The following is an 18103-nucleotide window of genomic DNA, read 5'->3' as shown; positions in this document are numbered from 1 at the left end:
GGGCGCGCCACCCGGCACGATCGCGTCGCGGCGGATCTCACCCCGCGACGGGGCGCACCAGATTGAGGCCAAGCACCATGATGCCCACGGCCGCCACCCAGCTGCCTCCGGCCCTGAGCGCAATGGGCCGCCACGATGCGCCGTGCAGGAAGGCGATGGCGCTTCCAGTGGCCAGTGTGATCACCCCATAGCCGATGGCCGTCATGCCGGAGAGGAACAGTACCCGGTCGGTGGTCGCTACCATGGCCGCGCCGTTCTGCGCGCCGTGCAGCAGCCCCATCACCACCGCGATGGCGAGCAGCACGCCCAGCGGCAGGCGCGCCGCCGCCGCCACACCGAGGCCCGTGACTGCCACCAACGCGAGTCCAAGGAGCGGACCGAAGGCCGGCAGCGGGACATAAAGCGAGGCAATCCCGCCGGCGGCGAGGGCCAGCGGGAACACCAGGATGACCCAGCGCGCCCGCTGCGCGCCCTGGAAAGCGGCGAGCACCGCCAATGCGATCCAGGGCAGCACCTGCTGCAGGTCGGTGAGGGGATGCAGCGCGCCGCTGTAGAAATCGCCGAGCCGCGTATCCACGAGATGGGCGTGGGCCGCGGTGGGCGCGAGTGCGAGCGCTGCCGCCGCGGCGAGGAGACGAAGCCAGCGTTTCATTCGATGACACCCACGGCCGCGAGCAGGAAGTAGACGCCGACGCAGCCGATGGCGGCGCCGCAGGCGCGCACCACCCTGGCGCCAGCTTCCCAGCCCACCAGCACGCCGATGAGGATGCCCGACAGGTGGAGCAGGCCGGTGGCTGCCACGAAGCCCGCCGCATAGGCCACCGCGTCCGCCGCCTCGGGCAGCTCGCGGCCGTGGGCATAGCCGTGGAAGATGGCGAACACGCCCACCATGGCGGCGGCGACCCACAAAGGCGGGCGGGCGCTGAGCGCCACCATCAGGCCCAGCGCGATGCCCGACAGCGCGATCACCGGCTCCACCGCCGGCAGCGGCACGCCGAGCACGCCGAGCAGGCCGCCCACGGCCATCACCAGCGGGAAGGTCACCGGCAGCACCCAGATGGCGGGATTGCCGAGCTGCGCGCCCCACAGGCCCACCGCCACCATGGCCACCAGATGGTCGGCGCCGGAGAGGGGATGCATGAAGCCGCTCAGGAGCCCGAGCGAGACGCCGGTCCCGGTATGGGCAAAGGCGGGAGACAGCGGAAGGGCGGCGAACAGGACCGCGACCAGCGCGGTGGCGTTCGGGCGAAGGCGTTTCATCTGCTCTTTTCTCTCACAGCAGGGGTGCGCGGGGCACCCAAATCAGATCCGCAGCAGGAACCAGTAGGAGGCCACCGAGCCGATCACATAGGCCGGGATGGCGGCGCCCCAGCGCGGCATCAGCGCCTGTGCCTGCCGGTGGGCCCACAGCAGCACCAGCACCACCGCCACGAAGGAGAGTTGGCCGATTTCCACGCCCACATTGAAGAACAAGAGCGCGATAGGCAGCGTCGCCTGCGGAATGCCCAGCGCCGTGAGCGCGGTGGCAAATCCCAGCCCGTGCAGCAGGCCAAAGGCGAAGGCGACGGTCCAGGGATAGCGCGCCGTCAGGCCTACCTCCCCGCGCTGCAGCTTCACGATCTCCACGCCCACGAACACGATGGAGAGGGCGATGGCGGCATTGAGCGGGCGCTCCGGCACCCCCACCAGGCCGAAGGTGGCGGCGGCGAGCGAGATGGAGTGACCTACCGTGAAGGCGGTGATGGTCTTCACCAGCTTCCAGCCGCCCTTCACCAGCCAGATCAGGCCGAGCACGAACAACAGATGGTCGATGCCGCGCAGGATGTGGTCGATGCCCAGATTGACGTAGGTCTCGGCCAGGTCCCGCCACACGGCGAGGTCGGTGCCGGGATCGCGCGCCGCCATCACGGTGGGCTTGGCGGCGCTCACCGTATAGACCTCCATGGGCCCCTCGTGGGGGATGACCCGGATGGTGGCCACCGACTGCTTGCTGCCGAGCCCCATGAAGCTCAGCTGGCCGGTGAGGCCCCGGGCGCCGCAGACCAGCTCCGGCGGCTCCCACGTGCAGTGGGGCGGGAAGATCGGCTGAAGCGTCATGTCCACGGGCGGCATGGTCCACTGGCCGATGAAGCGGCCCGGCGCGATCTCGCGCAGGGTGATCACCGCCATGGTGGCTTCGTGTGCCCGCGCCGCCGAGGCCGGCACCAGCAGCGTGAGCGCGAGGCACAGCAGAGCGGCGGCAAGGCTGCCCAGCACGGCGAAAGGACGGCGCCGCGCGCCGGGGTTTGCCGTTGCGGTGGGGTTTGCCGTTCCGCTCATGGGTTGCCGCCCGCCGGTGCGTCGTCGCGCCGGATCACATAGGCCTTGCCGAGGTCTCGGGTGGCGGCGATGGCGAGCACGCGCCGGCGCTCGTCCTTCCACGCCTGCGCCACCTGGGAGCCCACCTCGTCCAGCTCCACCCGGCGGCCGGGCACGAAGCTGTCGAGGCGCACCACGTGCCAGCCTGCCGCCGAGGGCAGCACCCGCCACTCGCCCGTGGGGCCGGCGACGATCTGGTCCACGAAGTCCTTGCCGAAGGACGGCTCCAGAGTCAGCCGCGGCCGCTGTCCGAAGATGAGGGCGCGCAGCTGCACGTCCTCAGGCTCGGTACCGGCGCTGATCTGGTTCAGCACGGCGCGGCTCTCGGCCTCCGCGTCGGCGCCGGTGAAGGGCACGGCGATGAAGCTGACGAGATCGGGAATGTCGTAGGCGACGCGGCGCTTCTCGAACCAGGCGCTCAGCTCGGCCCGGGTGGGCTCGTTCACGTCGACGCCGTTGAAGATGAGCAGGCGCATCTTGTGGGTGATGCGGTCGCGGATCATCTCGTCGCCCTTGTCGAGGCCCTGCGCCAGCGCCTCGCGGAAGGTGATCTCGTTCAGCAGCCACAGGTCGACCAGCTTGGCCAGTTCGTCGGCGCCCGGCTCGCGACCCTCGTGGGAGGCCTTGAAGGCATCCACGATGGACTGGCGCACCGCCGGCGTCACTTCGATGAGCCGTTCCTTGCTGACCGAGGGCGTGGTGGCGGCATGCACGGCGAAGATGACCGCGCCCAGCACCATGAACTGCACCAGCGGCTCGCGCACGAGGCGCCGGAGGAAGCCCAGCACGCCACCGCTGCCCGCCGTCGCTTCGCCGACAGTCGCGCCGCTGTCCCTGGTGCCGTTTTCCCGGGCGCCCTTTGCATCGGCCGCTGCCGGCTCCAAACCCGATGACGTCAAATCCCGTCCCCCGCACCGACCCTGCACGGATGCTCGCAAGCGCTTCGAAGGCTTGCGTTCCGGCTGCGACTTCCTGTTGAGGCGCATGACCTAGCGAACGGGTGGTGTCGCGTTGATGACAGCGCGGCGTGTTTTCCCGCGGCTGCGACAATCCAGTTCTTCGGCTCACCTTTCCCCGCGTCATCAAAGCTTCAGCATGAAGTCACAGAACACCGATAGGAGAGCGCCAGCGGATTCTGGACGTCCGTTTCATTCAAAGGGGTTGGAGAATGAAAAGCGCGGTGCTGGCGCATCAACTGATTGCGGGGGCCTCGGTCCTCGCCGTGGCCGGTGGGATGGCTTTGTCGTCCACGCCGGCGTTCGCCGACAGCTACATGGCCGGCGACTTCCATAACCACACGCCGTGCTCGGACGGCCGCTCGTCGGTCGAGACCATGGTGAAGAAGGCGGTTCAGAGCTACGGCCTCGAATGGCTCGGCGCCGCCGACCACGGCGGCTCCAGCCCGCGCGACTGCCGCGTGGACGATCCCGAGGGTGACGGCTCCGTCACCGGCACCGGCAAGTTCTGGGACGTGGCGCCGGTGACCCAGGTCAAGGGCGACGTGGCCATGTCGCAGGGCCATCGCTCCATGTGGCGCTGGCAGAGCGCCGAGGAGATCATCTATCCCGAGCTCACGCGCCTCGCGAAGGAGCTCAACCGGCCCATGCTCTATGCCGGCATCGAAACCAACGTGCCCGGCCACGAGCACACCTCGATGACCGTGATCGGCAACCAGAAGCCGCAGAATTTCGGTGGCGACACCGGCGACGCCACCGGCGTGGCCGAGTTCGAATACCGCTTCGACCGCTCGGACACCGACTTCTCGAAGGGCGCGCCCAACCACACTTGGGAAGGCAAGGTGGCCAACGCCTCGGGCTCCGGCTCGGGCACGGCCAACCACAAGAACAAGGCCGTTCCCTCCGTCCAGTGGCTGCAGAAATACTATCCCCTCGACAGCTATTACGTGCCCGCCCACGTTGAACGCGCTGGCGTGTTCAACGCCAACGGCAACAACGGCTTCAACGTCGAGCACTTCCGCGACTTCAACAATGCGGGCCCGACCGTCGCCGTCGGCTTCGAGAGCCAGCCGGGCCACCAGGCCGCCAACAATCGCGGCGAATACCGCGCCGGCTTCTGCGGCACGGGCTGCGATTCGGTGGGCGTGACCACCTTCGGCGGCACCGGCATCTACGCCGCCAAGGTCGGCGGCCTGTGGGACGCCATGCTGGGTGAAGGCCGCAACTGGTTCTTCTATGCCAGCTCGGACTGGCACAACCGCGGCTCCTTCAGCATCTACGAAGCCGCCTCGACCCAGGATTTCTATCCCGGCGAATACCAGAAGCTGTACCTGCCGCGCCCCGCGGCCGGCACCACCCTGCGCCCGAACGTGATCGTCGACGGCGTGCGCTCCGGCAATTCCTACTCGGTGCAGGGCGACCTGATCACCGGCGAGCTGAGCTACAAGGCCGAGGTCATCGGCTACGCCGCTGCCGGCACCGCCAAGATGGGCCAGACACTGGTGGTTCCGCGTGGCCGTTCGGTCAAGCTCACCCTCGAGGTGAACCTGCCGACCACCAAGAACAACTCGCCCTACAGCTTCAACAACCCGTCGCTGGCCCAGATCGGCATTCAGGAGCCCCTGAACCGGCCGACCCTGCGCCAGGTGCAGTTCATCAAGGGCAACGTCACCGGCGTCATCGCCGCCGACAACGCCAACTACACCAACGCCACCAACTCCACCGCCGGCATCTACGCCTCCTTCGGCCCGAACAACTGGACCGTGAACGGCCAGAAGCGGACCATGGTGGTGACGATCTCGAACGTGCAGAACAACATGTACGTCCGGACCCTCGGCAGCAACCTGCCGCCGTCCACCCCGGCCGAGACCGACGCCAAGGGCAACCCCCTGAACGACTGGGATCCGCTGAACGCCGACCAGGGCCCGTTCGTGCCCTGCACGGACGCCGCCTGCCCCTCGCACATGGTGGTGCGCAACGGCGCGAAGATCTCCAGCTACGACGTGGCCGGCTGGGCGGACCTGTGGTTCCACACCAACCCCATCTTCATCCGCGTCGCCGACCAGCCCAAGCTGCTGGTGGAGACCAACGGCGCCATCGCCGTCTCGCTGAAGAAGTGAGGCTGAACCGGCGCGCTTCGGCGCGCCGGTCCGGACCCGATTTTGGGACCGCGTAACGCCGGGGGCCTTCACGGCCCCCGGCTCGCTTTTTTTCGACACTCCGGGTTCTCCATGTTCCAGTCCACCGTGTCCGATACCCGCTCGGCCTCGACCGCCACGATGACAGCTTCGTCGCCTGCTGCCGTTTCGCCCGAGGCCGCCGGTGCCGGCGGCGGCCGCATCGGCGCCATCACCGCCGTCGCCGCGCTGTCGGGCTTTGCCGGGCTTGGATATGAGATCGTCTGGGCGCGGATGCTGGCCGTCGCGCTGGGCCATGAGATCGTGGCGGTGCTGGGCGTGGTCTCCGCCTTGTTCGCGGGCCTCGCCCTCGGCAGCCTGCTCCTCGGCCGCCGCATAGCGTCGAGCCCCAAGCCAGCCGCCTGGTATGCCGGCCTTGAATGCATGATCGGCCTGTGGGCCCTCGCCCTGATCATCCTGTCGCCGCTGGCCGCCGAACAGGCCCCCGCACTGGTACCGGTGGATGCGGGCCCGCTGCGGCAATGGATCGTGGCCTTCGGCCTGCCCTTCGTGCTGCTGCTGCCGGCGACACTGGCCATGGGCGCCACGTTGCCGGCGCTGGAAGCCGTGCTCGCGCCGCTGTTGGCGACGCGGGACGCGGCGACGCATGGGGCGGTAGGGCGCGTCTATGCGGCCAACACGGCGGGCGCCGTGGCCGGCACCCTCGGCACCGCCTTCCTGCTCATTCCGGTGCTGGGCCTGTCGGCGACGCTCATGGCCTGCGCCGGGCTGAATTTCGCCTGCGCCGCCCTGCTCATCGCCTGCGCGGGGGAAGGACGCGCTGCGCTTGGGACAGCAGCGGCTTCCCTCCGCAACGGAACGGAACACGCGCGCAGCCTCCTCGCTGCCCTGTTCATCACCGGCCTGCTCGGTATCGGCTACGAGGTCGTGACGGTCCGGGTACTGAGCCAGATCCTCGAAAACACCATCTACACCTTCGCCATCCTTCTGGCCGCCTACCTCACCGGCACCGCCCTCGGTGCGGTGGCGCGCAACGCCGTCGCCGCGCGGCGTCCCGGCGCCGACCTCACCCGCGCCCTGGTGGTGGCGACCGCCCTTGCCTGCCTCCTCGGCGCGGCGCTGCTCGGCGTCTCCGACACGATGCTGGAGATGCTGCGGGCGGCGCTTCCCGCCACGTTCGAAGGCCGGCTTGCCGCCGAGCTGGGCATCGCGGCGCTGGCCTTCCTGCCGCCGACCATCGCCATGGGCGCCCTGTTCACCGAACTCGCCCAGCGCGCCAGCGACAAGGCGGGGGGCGTCGGGCCGGCGCTCGCCGTCAACACGCTGGGGGCGGCGCTGGCGCCGATCCTGTTCGGCCCGCTGCTGCTGCCGGTGCTCGGCGCCAAGCTCGCCTTCGTGCTGATCGCTATCGGCTATCTCCTGGTACTGCCGGATCTGGGGCGCAGGTCCCTCATGGCGGCGGGACTGGTGGGAGCAGCGACGGCGGCGCTGGCGGTGGCGCCGCTGTCCCTGCGCTTCGTGCGCATTCCGCCCGGCGGCGAACTGGTGTGGCACCGCGACGGGGTGATGGCGGCGGTCAGCGTCATCGCCAACAGCGCGGGCGACCGGCACCTGCAGGTGAACAACCATTTCCGCATGGGCGGCAGCGCCTCCATGCGCTCGGACCACCGGCAGGCGCACATCCCCCTGCTGCTGCATCCGGCGCCCGAAAGCGCTCTGTTCCTCGGCCTCGGCACCGGGGCGACCCTGTCGGCGGCGGGCGCCCATCCCGGCCTCCGGGCGGACGGGGTGGAACTGGTGCCGGAGGTGGTGGAGACCTTCCCCCTGTTCGGCGCCTCGGCCGGCGAGATCGGCCGTAACCCGCGCCTGCGCGTCCATGTGGCCGATGCCCGGCGCTTCGTGCGTGCGCCGGGCAGCCGCTACGACGTGATCGTCGCCGACCTCTACCATCCGTCCGTGGATGGCTCCGGAGCGCTCTATGCGCGGGAGCATTTCGCCGCCATCCGCGACCGGCTGGCGGAGGGCGGGCTGTTCGCCCAGTGGCTGCCGCTGCACCAGTTGGACCTGCCCACGTTGCGCATAATCGTGCGCACCTTCCTCGACACCTTTCCCGATGCCAGCGCCTATCTCGCCCAGTTCAGCGTGGAGACGCCGCTGATCGCGCTCATAGGCCGGCGCGAGCCGAAGACCTATCCCGCCGACTGGGCGGCGCGCCGCATCAAAGATCCGGCTTTGGCCGGGCGCCTCGCCGCGCTGGACATGACCGGGAATTTTTCCCTGTTCGGCCTGTATCTCGCGGGCCGACCCGAGCTTGCGGCCTTCGCCGGGCCGGGGCCGGTGAACACGGACGACCGCCCCCTCGTCACCACCGACGCGCCCCGCATCGCCTATGCCGGCACGGACACGCCCGCCGACCGGCTGGTCGCCCTCCTCGCCGCGCTCCACCCCATGCCCGAGGAGGTGCTCGACACCGCCGACCCGGACGCCCGCCGCCGCCTTGCCGCCTACTGGCGGGCGCGCGACGCTTATCTGGAGACGGGTGCGCAGACCCTGGCCGCGCGCGGCCCGCGAGACGTGATAGGCACGCTCGCCCCGCGCCTCATCGAGATCGTGCGCATGAGCCCGGATTTCGAGCCGGCCTACGCGCCGGTGCTCGCCATGGCGCGGCAGCGCGCGGTCAGCGAGCCTGCTGCGGCGCGCCGCCTCCTAGAAGCACTCGATAGGGCGAACCCGGCCCGACCCGATGCACGCCGCCTTCTTGCGGCGCTGCCGCCGGATGCGGCGTCGGCGCCTCGCCCGCAGCAGCCACGGTGAAGGGAATGGAGCCGCCGTCGGCGTGGTAATGGCGGCGCAGGTATCCGTTCCAGATCACCATATACTTGCCCGGTGGCAGGGGCTGGGTGACGCGAAACTCGGTCTTGCGCACCTGCTCGGCAGGGCGGGTCCAGTCGGTGGGCCATTCGGCATTGTCCGGCCCGATCACCCGCACCTCGTGGAGTTCGAACTCGTCGGTGAAGTCGATGCTCACCGCCGGCTGCGCGTCGCCCAGAATGTCGTTGGCATTGGGCACCGACTGGTCGAACGCGCACTGGGCGAGGGCCGGCGCAGCCATGCCGGCGACGAGGCCGGCGACAAGCGCGGCGAGGACGGAGGCGGGTTGCATCGTGAACTCCTGAAAAGGCCGCCCGCTCACGCGAAGCGGATGGCGTAGCCGAAATTGTCGAGCCGGTCGGGAATGGCGTTGAAGGCGATGGAGATGCGCCGCTCGCCGCGATTGGCGGGCACCTCGTGCAGCAGGTAGCTCGGGAACATCACGAGATCGCCGGCACGCGTCTCCGGCATGGCCCACTTGCCGCCGTTGAAGGCGTTGACGCGGGCGTTGGGATTGCTGTTGCCGAACAGGAAGCCGGTGCCGCCGATGCTCTTGTGGAACACGATGTTGGCGGAGGGATGCGCCTCGGTAAGATAGACCACGCCGGAGATGAAGCTGTTGGCGTGGGTGTGGATGGCCTGGTGCCCGCCGGGCTCCAGCACGTTCACCCAGATTTCCTTGATCTGCCAGGTGAGCGCCTCGCCGAACAGCACCTCGCCGAATTCCGCCACCTTGGGCAGCACCAGCGCGCCGAGCCGGCCGTGCAGGGAGTTAGCCTCGGTGCCCGCCACGGGGGTGTGGGAGAGCAGGTCGGAATAGGCGTTGGTGAGGCTGGTGGCGTCCTGCGCCTCGGCGGCGAGGGCAGCCACCGTCTCCGGTTCGAGCAATCCCGGCACCCGCATCACCGGGGTGGGAAACAATCCGATAAGCTGGCTCACGATGGCGCCCGTCCGGTCCGGCAGAATTAGGGGAGACGGGGCGCACTTTCCCCATGGGCTGTGACCTGCCGATGACGATGGAGCGACCCGGCGCGCCCGGCCGGCGCAGTCAGCGTCAATGGCTGGATTCGATGTCCGAGAGTGCCGGAGGGGGCCGGTACGGGGCGATGATGTGCGCTGTCGGCCGCTCGGCGGCGGGACGGCCCGGCCGGGCCAGCAGGGGGGTGCCGTCCGGCCCGCGGGCGGCCGGCGTCGCGCCACCGCTCCCCGAGGTCGGAAGCGCCAGCACCACGCTGTTGCGGCCGTTCTGCAGCAGCGCGTCGCGCACACTGACGGAGCGCAGCACCCAGCCCTCAAAGCTCTCCCCGGTGCGCAGCCTCAAAACGGCATTGCTCGCCGGATCGAGGAAGATGCCATAGGCGTCGCCCAGCCCCACCACGGTGCCGATAAGGGTGACGCGCGGCCGCGCCGGAGCCGCCGCCATCGGCGCGGCGGGCGGGGGCGGCGGCGGGGCCTCGGCCGTTGCCGGCGGGCGCCGCGAGGGCGAGAAGAGGGGCCGCGCGCGGGTGGCCTCGAGCCGCTCAAGCGGAAGCGACCACAGGGGATTGCCGCGCGGCGCCGCCTGCGGCTGGCCGGGGCCTCTAGCCCCATCGCCGCCATCGGCCGTGCGGACCTGGACCGGGCCAGCCGGCGGGATGGGCGCTTCTAGATCGTTTGCGCGCGCAGGACCGGCGGGCGACATCAGGACCACCGTCACGACACCCAGGATCAACGCCCGCTGGTCCAGGCCCACGGGCCGGCTGGGCGAAGCTCGCCCGGCATCAGTTAAAGACCAAAGCCGTTGGCCTGGGCCGACGCCGGGAGATTCCCGGTGTAGACGCAGACCAAGCCCCAGTAGCGACCGAGCCTTCCGGAGGAAGACTTCCGAGGGAAGACGGCCGAGGACCGGCGCGAAAGCTCTCATCGCGCACCCTGCCATTGGCCGTAGGCAGTGAAGGTCACTTTCAGCGCTATCTGCTGCTGGCTGCCCCCGTCCGCCGACCTCCCGCCGGAGGACGGCGCCTCGCTCTGGATCGCCAGCTGGTCCACGAACAGGAACGGCTGGCCCGCCTCGATGTCGTAGAGCAGCTTCTGGAGCCCATCCGCGCCGATGTCGAGGCTGGCGGCCACGGCGACGAAGCCCGGCCCGTAGGGCGTGCCCTGAAGCTCCGGCCGGGACGAAGTGATGCGCCCTCCCGCGCGCTCCACGGCGGCGGCGATGCGCTGCATGAGCACGGCGCCCGCCACCGTCACCGTGGGTCCCTCCAGCACCGGCGCGCCGGTCCACGGGTCCGCCGGGTCGCCGGCGCGGGGCGGCTTGCGACCCTGCAGCCGGTCCAGCGCATCGGAAGCCTCGGCCACGGCGGTGCGCTTGTCCATGAGGTCGCCGACAGCGCTCCCCGCCACCGCGAGAAGGGCCACCACCAGTGCCAGATAGCACAGCGCCGCAAGCAGCGGCCGCCGGCCGGCCGGGACAACGGACGACAGCATGCTCATCGCCCCACCTCCATGGGCAGGAGGACGCGCGCGGAGATTTGGAAGCGCTCGCCGGCCTCGCCCGGCGCGCGGGTGGTGGGCGCCACGAAGGTGGCTTCGGCGAACTGGCGAGACTGCTCCAGCAGGCGGATCAGCGCCGCCGCCTCCCGCGAGACGCCCGTCACCTCCACCTTGTCGCCCTCGATCTGCAACTCGGTGACATAGGTGTCGTCGGGCAGCACCTGCGACAGCGCCTCCAGCACCAGAACGCCGGCGGGCACCTCGCGCTTGCGCCGTTCGAGGGCGGCCAGGACACCCCCGGCCCCGCCCTGCCCGTCGCGGGCGGCTACCATGGCCCTGCGCTGGGCGGCGATACGCTGGGTGATGTCGCCCAGATCCGCATCGAGGCTGCCGCCGACCAGGCCGGACACGGCGAGCGCCAGCAGGGCGGCCCCCGCTGCGCCTCCGAGCACCGCGAGCAGGATCCGCCGCACCCCGGCGGCACCCGAGGCCGCGCCGGACGCCGCATGATCGAGCACACGGATGGGCGCCCCCATGCCATCCGCCTGCGTGGTCACGAGGATGGCGCCCACGCCCTGCGCCTTCAGCCGCTCCACGAGGGGTGAAATGCGGGCCCGTGCGGTGGCGGCCACGGTGAGGGCGAGGCGATCGTCGGGGGCCTCCTGCGGCGCCGTGAAGCCATAGGCCGCTTCGGTCGCGCTCCAGGGCGTCAGGCGGTCGATCTGCGAGCGCACGATGCCGTCGAGGAATGCCGCCGCGCCACGCGGCAGCTCCAGCGGCCGGAACAGGAAGCGGCCGGGATCGAGCGCCAGCTCCACCTCCCGCCCCTTGAGCGCCGCCGCGATCTCCGGCGGAAATGGGGTGGGATCGTCCAGCCGGAGACGGACCGTCCCGCCCGGCAGGGCCAACGTGAACACCCCGCCCTCCCCCTCCACCAGACGCGCCGGCGCCCCGCGCGTGAGCCGGCCGCGCAGGTCGGCGAAGAAGCCGGCGGCAAGGTCGATGAAGACGGAGAAGGCGTCGAGCAACCGCGCCAGGGAGACGGCCGAGGACGGGGAGTGCGTCGTCATCTGCGTCATGGCCGGCGCTCCGCCTTGGGGCGCGGCGGCGGGGTCTCCGCAGGCAGGTCGATATCCTCGCGCCAGGAGAGGACCCGATAGGGATCGTCGCCGAAGTCGCGCAGCAGGATCACCGCCTCGGCCGCCCGATGGCGCCCATTATCGAACGCCATGCGGATGCGCACGCGCACCGCGTCGCTCGCCTCGCGGACGGTGCCGGGCAGGACCGCAGGTGCGCCTTGCGCGCCCTCCCCGCCGATCGCATCCGGCGGCGCCGCGCCGGGCAGGGCCGCGCGCACCACGGGATCGGCATCGGCCGCGTTGATCTCGCCGCGCCCGCTGAACACGGTGAGATGCGGCAGCGCCTGCTCCACCAGCGCCGGCGGCAGGCCCACCACCCGCCAGATCTCCTCCACATGCACGAAGGGCGCGCCCCGCGGCCCGTAATCGAGGCCGGCGTCGCGATAGAGCGCCACCTCCCGCCCGCCATCGCCGGAGGATGGTGTGCGGAAGCCGAGGATGCGGTCGGCAAAATCGGCGGCCGCTTCCGCGGGCGCGCCCAGCGCCGTGAACAGGCCGGCGAGCAGGTCCTTGGGCGCCGCGTTGAGGTCGATACGCGCCGCCTCACCGACAAAGGTGGCACTCACGCTGGCCTTGCCCATCCGGAACGCCACCTCGCCGCTGGAGGGCCGCTTGTCCTTCGGCACGGCGACGAGGCGAAGGGCCGCGATCTCGACTGCCGCCGTGGCGAGGCCGTGGGCGAGCAGGCCGTCATCGCGCACCGCGGCGGCCGTTGCGGTGCTGGAGATGTAGACCGCATAGACCGTGGCGAGGGTAGCGAGCGCGGCGAGGATCCACAGCACCGCCACCAGGATGAAGCCGTCGCGGCGGGCACCGTCCGCATCGGCGGGATCGCGCGGTGAAGACGCGGCAACGGATGCGGCGATCATGGCGGTCATGGCGCGCGCCCCTCGCCCGATGCATCCGGTACGCCCTGCCCGGCCCCCGCCGGGCGCGACTTGGCGCAGACGGGGCGGGTCTCGTCGGTGACGCACACCGCCGGGAGCTCGGCGCGGATCACCACCGCACTGGAAGCGTCGAGGGCCCGGCCGGTACGCGCCTCGCGGATCACCATGCGCACCGCACGCGGCAGGGTGTCGGCGTCGGTCCAGCCGTCGCGCCACACCCCGTCGCGCCCCGCATAGGAGAAGGAGGCCCGGTAAGCCGCGCCCAGCAGCGGCACCGGCGCCCCGAATGGCGGCAGGCCCGCATCGGCCGGGCGCGGAGCGAAGGAGGCTGCGCTGCGCGCGAGCCCGCCGCCGCCGGCCGCCGCTAACTGTACGATTTCAAGTCCCGGCCGCGCATTCGGGCCGAGCGCCGTGCGCACGAACAGCACGGACGAGGACGTGCCCACGAACAGGGGGCGCCTGGCCGTGAGATTGGCCGGCACGAATTCGGCGGCGGCAAGGTCCGCGGCCATGCGGTCCACGGCGAGGGCGATGAGTTCGCTCGCCTCCACGCGGGCAAGGCCGCGCTGCCAGCTGGGCAGCCATTTGCCCGTCACCATGGCCAGCGCCGAGAGCACGAGGCCGGTCAGCGTCAGCGCCACCAGCACCTCGATGAGGGAGAAGCCGGCCACGGCTGGCCGGCGCAGGGAAGCCCGGCTCATTCGACGGCCACCGGCACGAGGCGCACCGTCTCCAGCACCACCATGGCGCCGGAGGGCGCGCGCACGCGGATCACCACGTCGCGCGGCGCCCATTTCGCGCCATCGGGCACCCCGGCCACGGCGAGGGGCCGCACATCCATGCGCCAGCCATGGCCGGCGATGTCGCCATCGGTGCGGCCGAGGGCGAGAGCGCTCCGGGCCGGGATGCCGGCCTCCACAGCCCGCGCAGTGGAGATGAGCCCGGCGCGCGCCTCCAGCGCCCGGGCGCCGCGCCCGTTGGCGCCCATGACCTGCCCGATGGCGGCCAGCACCGCCGCCGCCACGGCGAGCGCCACCAGCACCTCCAGCAGGGTGAAGCCGGCGCACGCCGTAGCGCCGGTGGCGGCATCAGGACTTGAGGCGCGGGACAATCTCCACTCCTCCCGTCAGCCAGTTCACCCGCACCTCATAGCCGGCGCCGTTGCGGGTGAGGGCGACCACCCCGCCGCACGACAGGCCCGAGGGCAGGAAGCCGATGCGCCCGCCCGCCGCGCGGCCGTTGCAGACATTCGGCAGCACGGCGGTCATGCGCACGTCACCGGGAATGCGCACCTCCCGCGCGCCCTGGCGCCCTGCTGCGCCGGAACGGATGCGGCCTGTAGGGGCATCCACCACGGTTGCGACCGGCGTGCCGCGCCGCATCGCGGCGGCGCGGTCGGCCTTCAGGAGGGCCGCCGCCTCCACCGCATAGGCCTCAAGCCGCTGGCGCGAGGTGCCGAGCGGCAGGCGCGGCAAGGCGAGGGCCGCGAGCGCCGCGACGATGGCCAGCGCGCACACCACCTCCAGCAGGCTGAAGCCCGCCTGCCCCGCTTTCGCGGCGGTGGTGCGCGCGTCTCTCACTTGGACCAGCTCGTGATGTCGGCGGCGGTGCCGGTGCCCCCCTCCTGCCCGTCCGAGCCGAGGGAGACGATGTCGTAGGCGCCGTGCTCGCCCGGCGCGCGATAGGAATAAGGCTTGCCCCAGGGGTCGGACGGCAGGGTTCCGCCCTTCAGGTACGGCCCGTTCCAGGTGGTCGCGCCGGGGGTGCGCTGGACCAGGGCGGCGAGCCCCTCCGAGGTGGAGGGATAGCGGCCGGTGTCGAGATAGAACAGGTCGAGGGCGCTGGAGAAGCCCTGGATCTGGATCTTCGCGGTCTTCACCTTCGAGTCGCCGAGATAGCCGAGCACGCGCGGCCCCACCAAGGCGACGATGAGGCCGATGATGGTGATGACCACCAAAAGCTCCACGAGGGTGTAGCCGCCCTCGCTCCTACGCCGGCGACGCAATTGGGCAGCGCGGGCGCGGCCCGCCGGAAAACAAGTATTCACGCGGTTCATCCGATGCTTTGACTGACCGACAAAAGCGCGGTCATGACGGAAACGATCAGGCCGCCGACGACGACGCTGATGGTGACGATGGCGGCGGGCCCGATGATCGCGACCACTTTCGCAAGCGAGCGCTGGAGCTTTTCCTCGTAGAAATCGGCGATGCGGCCCGACAGCATGGCAAGCTGTCCGGTCTCCTCGCCGAGGCGCAGCATGCGCACCGCCATGGGCGGCAATGCCGCGCCGGCCGCCACCGCATCCGACAGCCGCGCACCCTGGCGCACCTTGTCGGAGGTGGCGGCCCAGACGGACGCATCGTCGCCCGCCGCCATCACCTCCACGATGATGCGCAGCGCCTGGGTGAGGGTGACGCCGTTGCCCAGCAGGATGGAGAGGTTGCGGCAGAACACGGCCGAGCGGCGAAACAACAGAATGGTGCTGACCAGCGGGAGCCGCGCCAGCGTGTCCATCACGGCGGCGCGCGTCGCCGGCCGCCGCAGCACCAGCCATGCGAGGGCCACCAGCCCGCATGCCCCCGCCCCCAGCGCGGCGCCATGGGCCTGGGCGAGGTCCGACAGGTTCAGCAGCATCTCCACGGCGGGATCGAGCTTGGCGCCCATGTCGCGCAGCACGGTGGAGAATTGCGGCAGCACGAACAGCAGGAAGAACACCAGCACGCCGCCCGCCGCCACCAGCACGAAGGCGGGATATTGCAGCGCCTCCATCAGCTTGCGCCGAAGCTGCTCGGCCCGCGCGCGCTCCTGGGCGAGCAGGTCGAGGATGCGATCCATGGTGCCGGAGGCTTCGCCCACCCGCACCAGCGCCACATAGACCGGCGGGAACAGCTTCGGCTCCCCCGCCGCCGCCTCGGCGAAGCTCTGGCCGGCGAGCACATCGGCGCGCAGCTTGCGCACCACGGCGCGCATGCGGCCGAGGTCCGCGTCGCCGGACAGCAGCTCCAAGGCCTCGTCGAGTCGCGCGCCGGCCTTCAGCAGCAGCGCGAGGTCGCGGGTGAAGAGGGTGACATCCTCCGCCTTCGGCCCGCCCAGCGCGAGGCCGAACCGTCCGCTTTCGCTTTTGGCCCGCGCAGGGGCGGTCTCCACCGGCATGAGGCCGAGGAATTCGATGCGCCGGCGCACCTCCGCCTCGGTGGGCGCGGTGATCTCGCCGCTCACGATCTGTCCGGCCTGGGTGAGGGCCCTGTAGGTGAAGGTCGCCATCAGCGCACGGTGGTCACGCGCAGCACCTCGGCCGGGGAGGTGATGCCGGCCCGGCATTTCAGGATGCCGTCGTCGAGCATGGTGGTCATGCCCCCCGCGATGGCCGCCTTGTCCACGGCGGCGGCACCGGCGTGGCGGTCGATCATCTCGCGGATCTCGTCGGAGAGGGTCAGGATCTCGAACACCCCCACCCGCCCGCGATAGCCCGCCCCGCCGCAGCGCTCGCAGCCCTTGGGCTCATGGACGGTTTCGCCAGCCTTGAAGCCGAGCGCCGAGAAGCGCGGGTCCTCCGCCACGTCCATCGCCGTGAGGGTGCGCGGGCGCTTGCAGCGGTCGCACAGCTGGCGCACCAGCCGCTGGGCGATGACCGCGCGCAGGGTGGATTTCAGCAGGAAGCCCTCCACCCCGAGGTCCAGCAGGCGCGGCACCGAGGCCGCCGCCGTGTCGGTGTGGAGCGTGGTGAGCACCAGATGGCCGGTGAGCGCGGCGTGGACCGCGATGTGCGCCGTCTCCGGATCGCGCACCTCGCCCACCATGATCACATCCGGGTCGTGGCGCAGGAAGGAGCGCAGGGCCGCGGCGAAGGTGAGGCCGATGGCGGGCTTCACCTGCGACTGGTAGACGCCCTTGATCTCGTATTCCACCGGGTCCTCGATGGTGAGGATCTTGCGCGTGGGCTCGTTCAGGATGGAGAGGATGGTGGCAAGCGTGGTGGTCTTGCCCGATCCGGTGGGACCGGTGACCACCACCATGCCGTGGGGCAGCGCCAGCAGCCGCTTGAGGATTTCGGTATCACCCGGCGACAGGCCGAGCTTGTCCATGTTCAGGAGGCCCCGGTCGCGGGGCAGCAGGCGGATCACCACCGCCTCGCCGTGCTGGGTCGGCATGAGCGCCACGCGCACGTCGATCTCGGAGCGCCCGAGCTTGAGGCGCGCCGCGCCGTCCTGCGGCAGGCGGCGTTCGGCGATGTCGAGGCCGGCCAGGATCTTGATGCGCGAGATCACCGCCTGGGGCAGCACGTCGGCGGGCGCGAGCACCACCCTGAGCAGGCCGTCGATGCGCATGCGCACCTCGATGGTCCCCCGGAACGGGCCGATATGGATGTCGCTGGCGCGCAGTTCCATGGCCTTTTCCAGCAGGTCGTTCACCGCGCGCACCACCGGCGCGCCCGACGCCAGATCGCGCAGGCTGTCGATGTCGTCGTCGGCCCGCGCGCTGCCGGCCTCCGTGGTCCCCGCCGCCGGTGCCTCGTCGCCGCCGAGCCGCTCGGTGAGCACGGTGGCGATGTCCTCGAAGGAGGCCACCACCAGCGCCACCGGTTCGCCCAGCGCGATCTCGGCGGCGCGCCGCACCGCACCGTCGGTGGGATCGCCCACGGCGAGACAGACCACCCCGTCGGCGCCGCGATAAGGCAGCGCCGTCATCTCGCGCAGGAAGCGCGGCGAGAAGTGTGACACCAGCGCAGGCGCCGCCATCAGCTCCGGCAGGCTCACCCGCGGCAGGCGATAGAAGCCGGCCACCGCATCGGCGAAATCGCCGGCAGCCAGCTCGGTGGATTCCCATACCTTGCGCAGGGGCTTCGGGCTTGCGGAGGTGGACGAGGCAGAAGAGCGCGCGTCGGGGGAATGCGCCTCATCCGGGCGCACGGACACGGCGTCGCCCGGCCGCAGCAGCCCGCATCGCGCCAGATAGCCCATGAAATCGCCAACGAATTCGCCGGCGCCGTCGGCCGTCATCCCTGTCCCCGTCGCCCGAACGGCGCGCCGGCCGGTTTGGCTCGCCGCTCGCGCCTCACCTTGATCCTTGCCGCCGGGCAGGGCTCACGCGTGCGCCGGACATATCGTCCCGCGACGGCCTCTATGCGGGGCCCTTCGAGGGATCCCTGATCGAACGCGCAGCCGTCCGGCCCGAGCACGCTCGCGTCGGCGGGCGCATCATCGTGTCGCCCCATGAAGGTTTCGCGGCGACTTCATGACAGTCCTGCAACAGTCCCGTCCGATGCGCCGTGCACAGCC

At 71.1% G+C, this 18103-nt stretch carries 17 protein-coding genes and 1 pseudogene; 2 read left to right on the top strand and 16 right to left on the bottom strand.

Annotated elements, in window-relative coordinates:
- Positions 1 to 37 precede the first annotated feature (37 nt).
- Genes FZ033_RS09585 through FZ033_RS09570 form a run of 4 tightly spaced genes read right to left on the bottom strand, consistent with a single transcriptional unit; the run spans position 38 to position 3146 of the window.
- Positions 38 to 652: a HupE/UreJ family protein gene (locus FZ033_RS09585; RefSeq protein WP_149575919.1), complete on the bottom strand. Its 615-nt coding sequence runs from the start codon at positions 650 to 652 to the stop codon at positions 38 to 40.
- The gene (locus FZ033_RS09580; RefSeq protein WP_210247878.1) at positions 649 to 1260 is read right to left on the bottom strand and encodes a HupE/UreJ family protein; all 612 of its coding nucleotides are present in this window, start codon (positions 1258 to 1260) and stop codon (positions 649 to 651) included. The genes FZ033_RS09585 and FZ033_RS09580 overlap by 4 nt, the downstream gene beginning before the upstream one ends.
- A 42-nt stretch (positions 1261 to 1302) precedes the next feature.
- On the bottom strand, positions 1303 to 2319 hold the full coding sequence (locus tag FZ033_RS09575) for a HupE/UreJ family protein (RefSeq protein ID WP_232847412.1): 1017 nt from the start codon (positions 2317 to 2319) through the stop codon (positions 1303 to 1305).
- Positions 2316 to 3146: a peptidyl-prolyl cis-trans isomerase gene (locus FZ033_RS09570; protein WP_188079408.1), complete on the bottom strand. Its 831-nt coding sequence runs from the start codon at positions 3144 to 3146 to the stop codon at positions 2316 to 2318. The genes FZ033_RS09575 and FZ033_RS09570 overlap by 4 nt, the downstream gene beginning before the upstream one ends.
- A 380-nt stretch (positions 3147 to 3526) precedes the next feature.
- Here FZ033_RS09570 and FZ033_RS09565 point away from each other — a divergent pair, with 380 nt between their 5' ends.
- Both FZ033_RS09565 and FZ033_RS09560 read left to right on the top strand, forming a co-directional pair.
- Positions 3527 to 5434: a hypothetical protein gene (locus tag FZ033_RS09565; protein WP_149575917.1), complete on the top strand. Its 1908-nt coding sequence runs from the start codon at positions 3527 to 3529 to the stop codon at positions 5432 to 5434.
- 111 nt (positions 5435 to 5545) lie between these two features.
- Positions 5546 to 8266: a fused MFS/spermidine synthase gene (locus FZ033_RS09560; protein WP_232847411.1), complete on the top strand. Its 2721-nt coding sequence runs from the start codon at positions 5546 to 5548 to the stop codon at positions 8264 to 8266.
- Positions 8267 to 8318: 52 nt separating this feature from the next.
- Here the strand turns inward: FZ033_RS09560 and FZ033_RS24295 are convergent.
- The 12 genes and pseudogenes from FZ033_RS24295 to FZ033_RS09500 all read right to left on the bottom strand — a co-directional run.
- A pseudogene (locus tag FZ033_RS24295) lies at positions 8319 to 8564 on the bottom strand (copper resistance protein CopC); the annotation flags it as partial.
- A 77-nt stretch (positions 8565 to 8641) separates the two neighbouring features.
- Positions 8642 to 9262: a TIGR02466 family protein gene (locus FZ033_RS09550; RefSeq protein WP_149575915.1), complete on the bottom strand. Its 621-nt coding sequence runs from the start codon at positions 9260 to 9262 to the stop codon at positions 8642 to 8644.
- A gap of 115 nt (positions 9263 to 9377) precedes the next feature.
- The gene (locus FZ033_RS09545) at positions 9378 to 10004 is read right to left on the bottom strand and encodes a hypothetical protein (RefSeq protein ID WP_149575914.1); all 627 of its coding nucleotides are present in this window, start codon (positions 10002 to 10004) and stop codon (positions 9378 to 9380) included.
- A 218-nt stretch (positions 10005 to 10222) separates the two neighbouring features.
- Positions 10223 to 10798, bottom strand: a complete 576-nt coding sequence (gene gspM / locus FZ033_RS09540) for a type II secretion system protein GspM (protein WP_149575913.1) — start codon at positions 10796 to 10798, stop codon at positions 10223 to 10225.
- Positions 10795 to 11877 (bottom strand): PilN domain-containing protein, encoded by a 1083-nt coding sequence (locus tag FZ033_RS09535; RefSeq protein ID WP_149575912.1) that lies wholly within the window; start codon positions 11875 to 11877, stop codon positions 10795 to 10797. Before FZ033_RS09535 ends, gspM begins: the two co-directional genes overlap by 4 nt.
- The gene (locus FZ033_RS09530) at positions 11874 to 12815 is read right to left on the bottom strand and encodes a type II secretion system minor pseudopilin (protein WP_232847410.1); all 942 of its coding nucleotides are present in this window, start codon (positions 12813 to 12815) and stop codon (positions 11874 to 11876) included. Before FZ033_RS09530 ends, FZ033_RS09535 begins: the two co-directional genes overlap by 4 nt.
- Positions 12812 to 13525: a PulJ/GspJ family protein gene (locus FZ033_RS09525; RefSeq protein ID WP_188079407.1), complete on the bottom strand. Its 714-nt coding sequence runs from the start codon at positions 13523 to 13525 to the stop codon at positions 12812 to 12814. The genes FZ033_RS09530 and FZ033_RS09525 overlap by 4 nt, the downstream gene beginning before the upstream one ends.
- Positions 13522 to 13935: a prepilin-type N-terminal cleavage/methylation domain-containing protein gene (locus FZ033_RS09520; protein WP_149575910.1), complete on the bottom strand. Its 414-nt coding sequence runs from the start codon at positions 13933 to 13935 to the stop codon at positions 13522 to 13524. Before FZ033_RS09520 ends, FZ033_RS09525 begins: the two co-directional genes overlap by 4 nt.
- Entirely contained in the window at positions 13913 to 14404 is a 492-nt protein-coding gene (locus FZ033_RS09515) for a prepilin-type N-terminal cleavage/methylation domain-containing protein (protein ID WP_149575909.1), read from the bottom strand. Before FZ033_RS09515 ends, FZ033_RS09520 begins: the two co-directional genes overlap by 23 nt.
- Positions 14401 to 14880 carry a type II secretion system major pseudopilin GspG gene (gene gspG, locus FZ033_RS09510; protein ID WP_149575908.1) on the bottom strand — a complete coding sequence of 160 codons (480 nt, stop codon included), beginning with the start codon at positions 14878 to 14880 and terminating at the stop codon, positions 14401 to 14403. Before gspG ends, FZ033_RS09515 begins: the two co-directional genes overlap by 4 nt.
- Positions 14877 to 16088 (bottom strand): type II secretion system F family protein, encoded by a 1212-nt coding sequence (locus FZ033_RS09505; protein WP_149575907.1) that lies wholly within the window; start codon positions 16086 to 16088, stop codon positions 14877 to 14879. The genes gspG and FZ033_RS09505 overlap by 4 nt, the downstream gene beginning before the upstream one ends.
- Positions 16088 to 17785: a GspE/PulE family protein gene (locus tag FZ033_RS09500; RefSeq protein WP_149576145.1), complete on the bottom strand. Its 1698-nt coding sequence runs from the start codon at positions 17783 to 17785 to the stop codon at positions 16088 to 16090. The genes FZ033_RS09505 and FZ033_RS09500 overlap by 1 nt, the downstream gene beginning before the upstream one ends.
- Between the last annotated feature and the right edge of the window lie 318 nt (positions 17786 to 18103).

Origin of the sequence: Xanthobacter oligotrophicus, from assembly GCF_008364685.1 — a bacterium.
GTDB classification, from domain to species: Bacteria; Pseudomonadota; Alphaproteobacteria; order Rhizobiales; family Xanthobacteraceae; genus Xanthobacter; species Xanthobacter oligotrophicus.
Note: the sequence above shows the minus strand (reverse complement) of the source record. Positions and strands in the feature narration are given on the sequence as shown.

Bases quoted from the DNA above. Each gene is read 5' to 3' on its own strand.
- FZ033_RS09535 (WP_149575912.1), bottom strand. From the start codon at position 11,877: ATGACGCAGATGACGACGCACTCCCCGTCCTCGGCCGTCTCCCTGGCG.
- FZ033_RS09530 (WP_232847410.1), bottom strand. From the start codon at position 12,815: ATGACCGCCATGATCGCCGCATCCGTTGCCGCGTCTTCACCGCGCGAT.
- FZ033_RS09560 (WP_232847411.1), top strand. From the start codon at position 5,546: ATGTTCCAGTCCACCGTGTCCGATACCCGCTCGGCCTCGACCGCCACG.
- FZ033_RS09565 (WP_149575917.1), top strand. From the start codon at position 3,527: ATGAAAAGCGCGGTGCTGGCGCATCAACTGATTGCGGGGGCCTCGGTC.
- FZ033_RS09525 (WP_188079407.1), bottom strand. From the start codon at position 13,525: ATGAGCCGGGCTTCCCTGCGCCGGCCAGCCGTGGCCGGCTTCTCCCTC.
- FZ033_RS09500 (WP_149576145.1), bottom strand. From the start codon at position 17,785: ATGGGCTATCTGGCGCGATGCGGGCTGCTGCGGCCGGGCGACGCCGTG.
- FZ033_RS09585 (WP_149575919.1), bottom strand. From the start codon at position 652: ATGAAACGCTGGCTTCGTCTCCTCGCCGCGGCGGCAGCGCTCGCACTC.
- FZ033_RS09580 (WP_210247878.1), bottom strand. From the start codon at position 1,260: ATGAAACGCCTTCGCCCGAACGCCACCGCGCTGGTCGCGGTCCTGTTC.
- gspG (WP_149575908.1), bottom strand. From the start codon at position 14,880: ATGAACCGCGTGAATACTTGTTTTCCGGCGGGCCGCGCCCGCGCTGCC.
- FZ033_RS09575 (WP_232847412.1), bottom strand. From the start codon at position 2,319: ATGAGCGGAACGGCAAACCCCACCGCAACGGCAAACCCCGGCGCGCGG.
- FZ033_RS09545 (WP_149575914.1), bottom strand. From the start codon at position 10,004: ATGTCGCCCGCCGGTCCTGCGCGCGCAAACGATCTAGAAGCGCCCATC.
- gspM (WP_149575913.1), bottom strand. From the start codon at position 10,798: ATGAGCATGCTGTCGTCCGTTGTCCCGGCCGGCCGGCGGCCGCTGCTT.
- FZ033_RS09505 (WP_149575907.1), bottom strand. From the start codon at position 16,088: ATGGCGACCTTCACCTACAGGGCCCTCACCCAGGCCGGACAGATCGTG.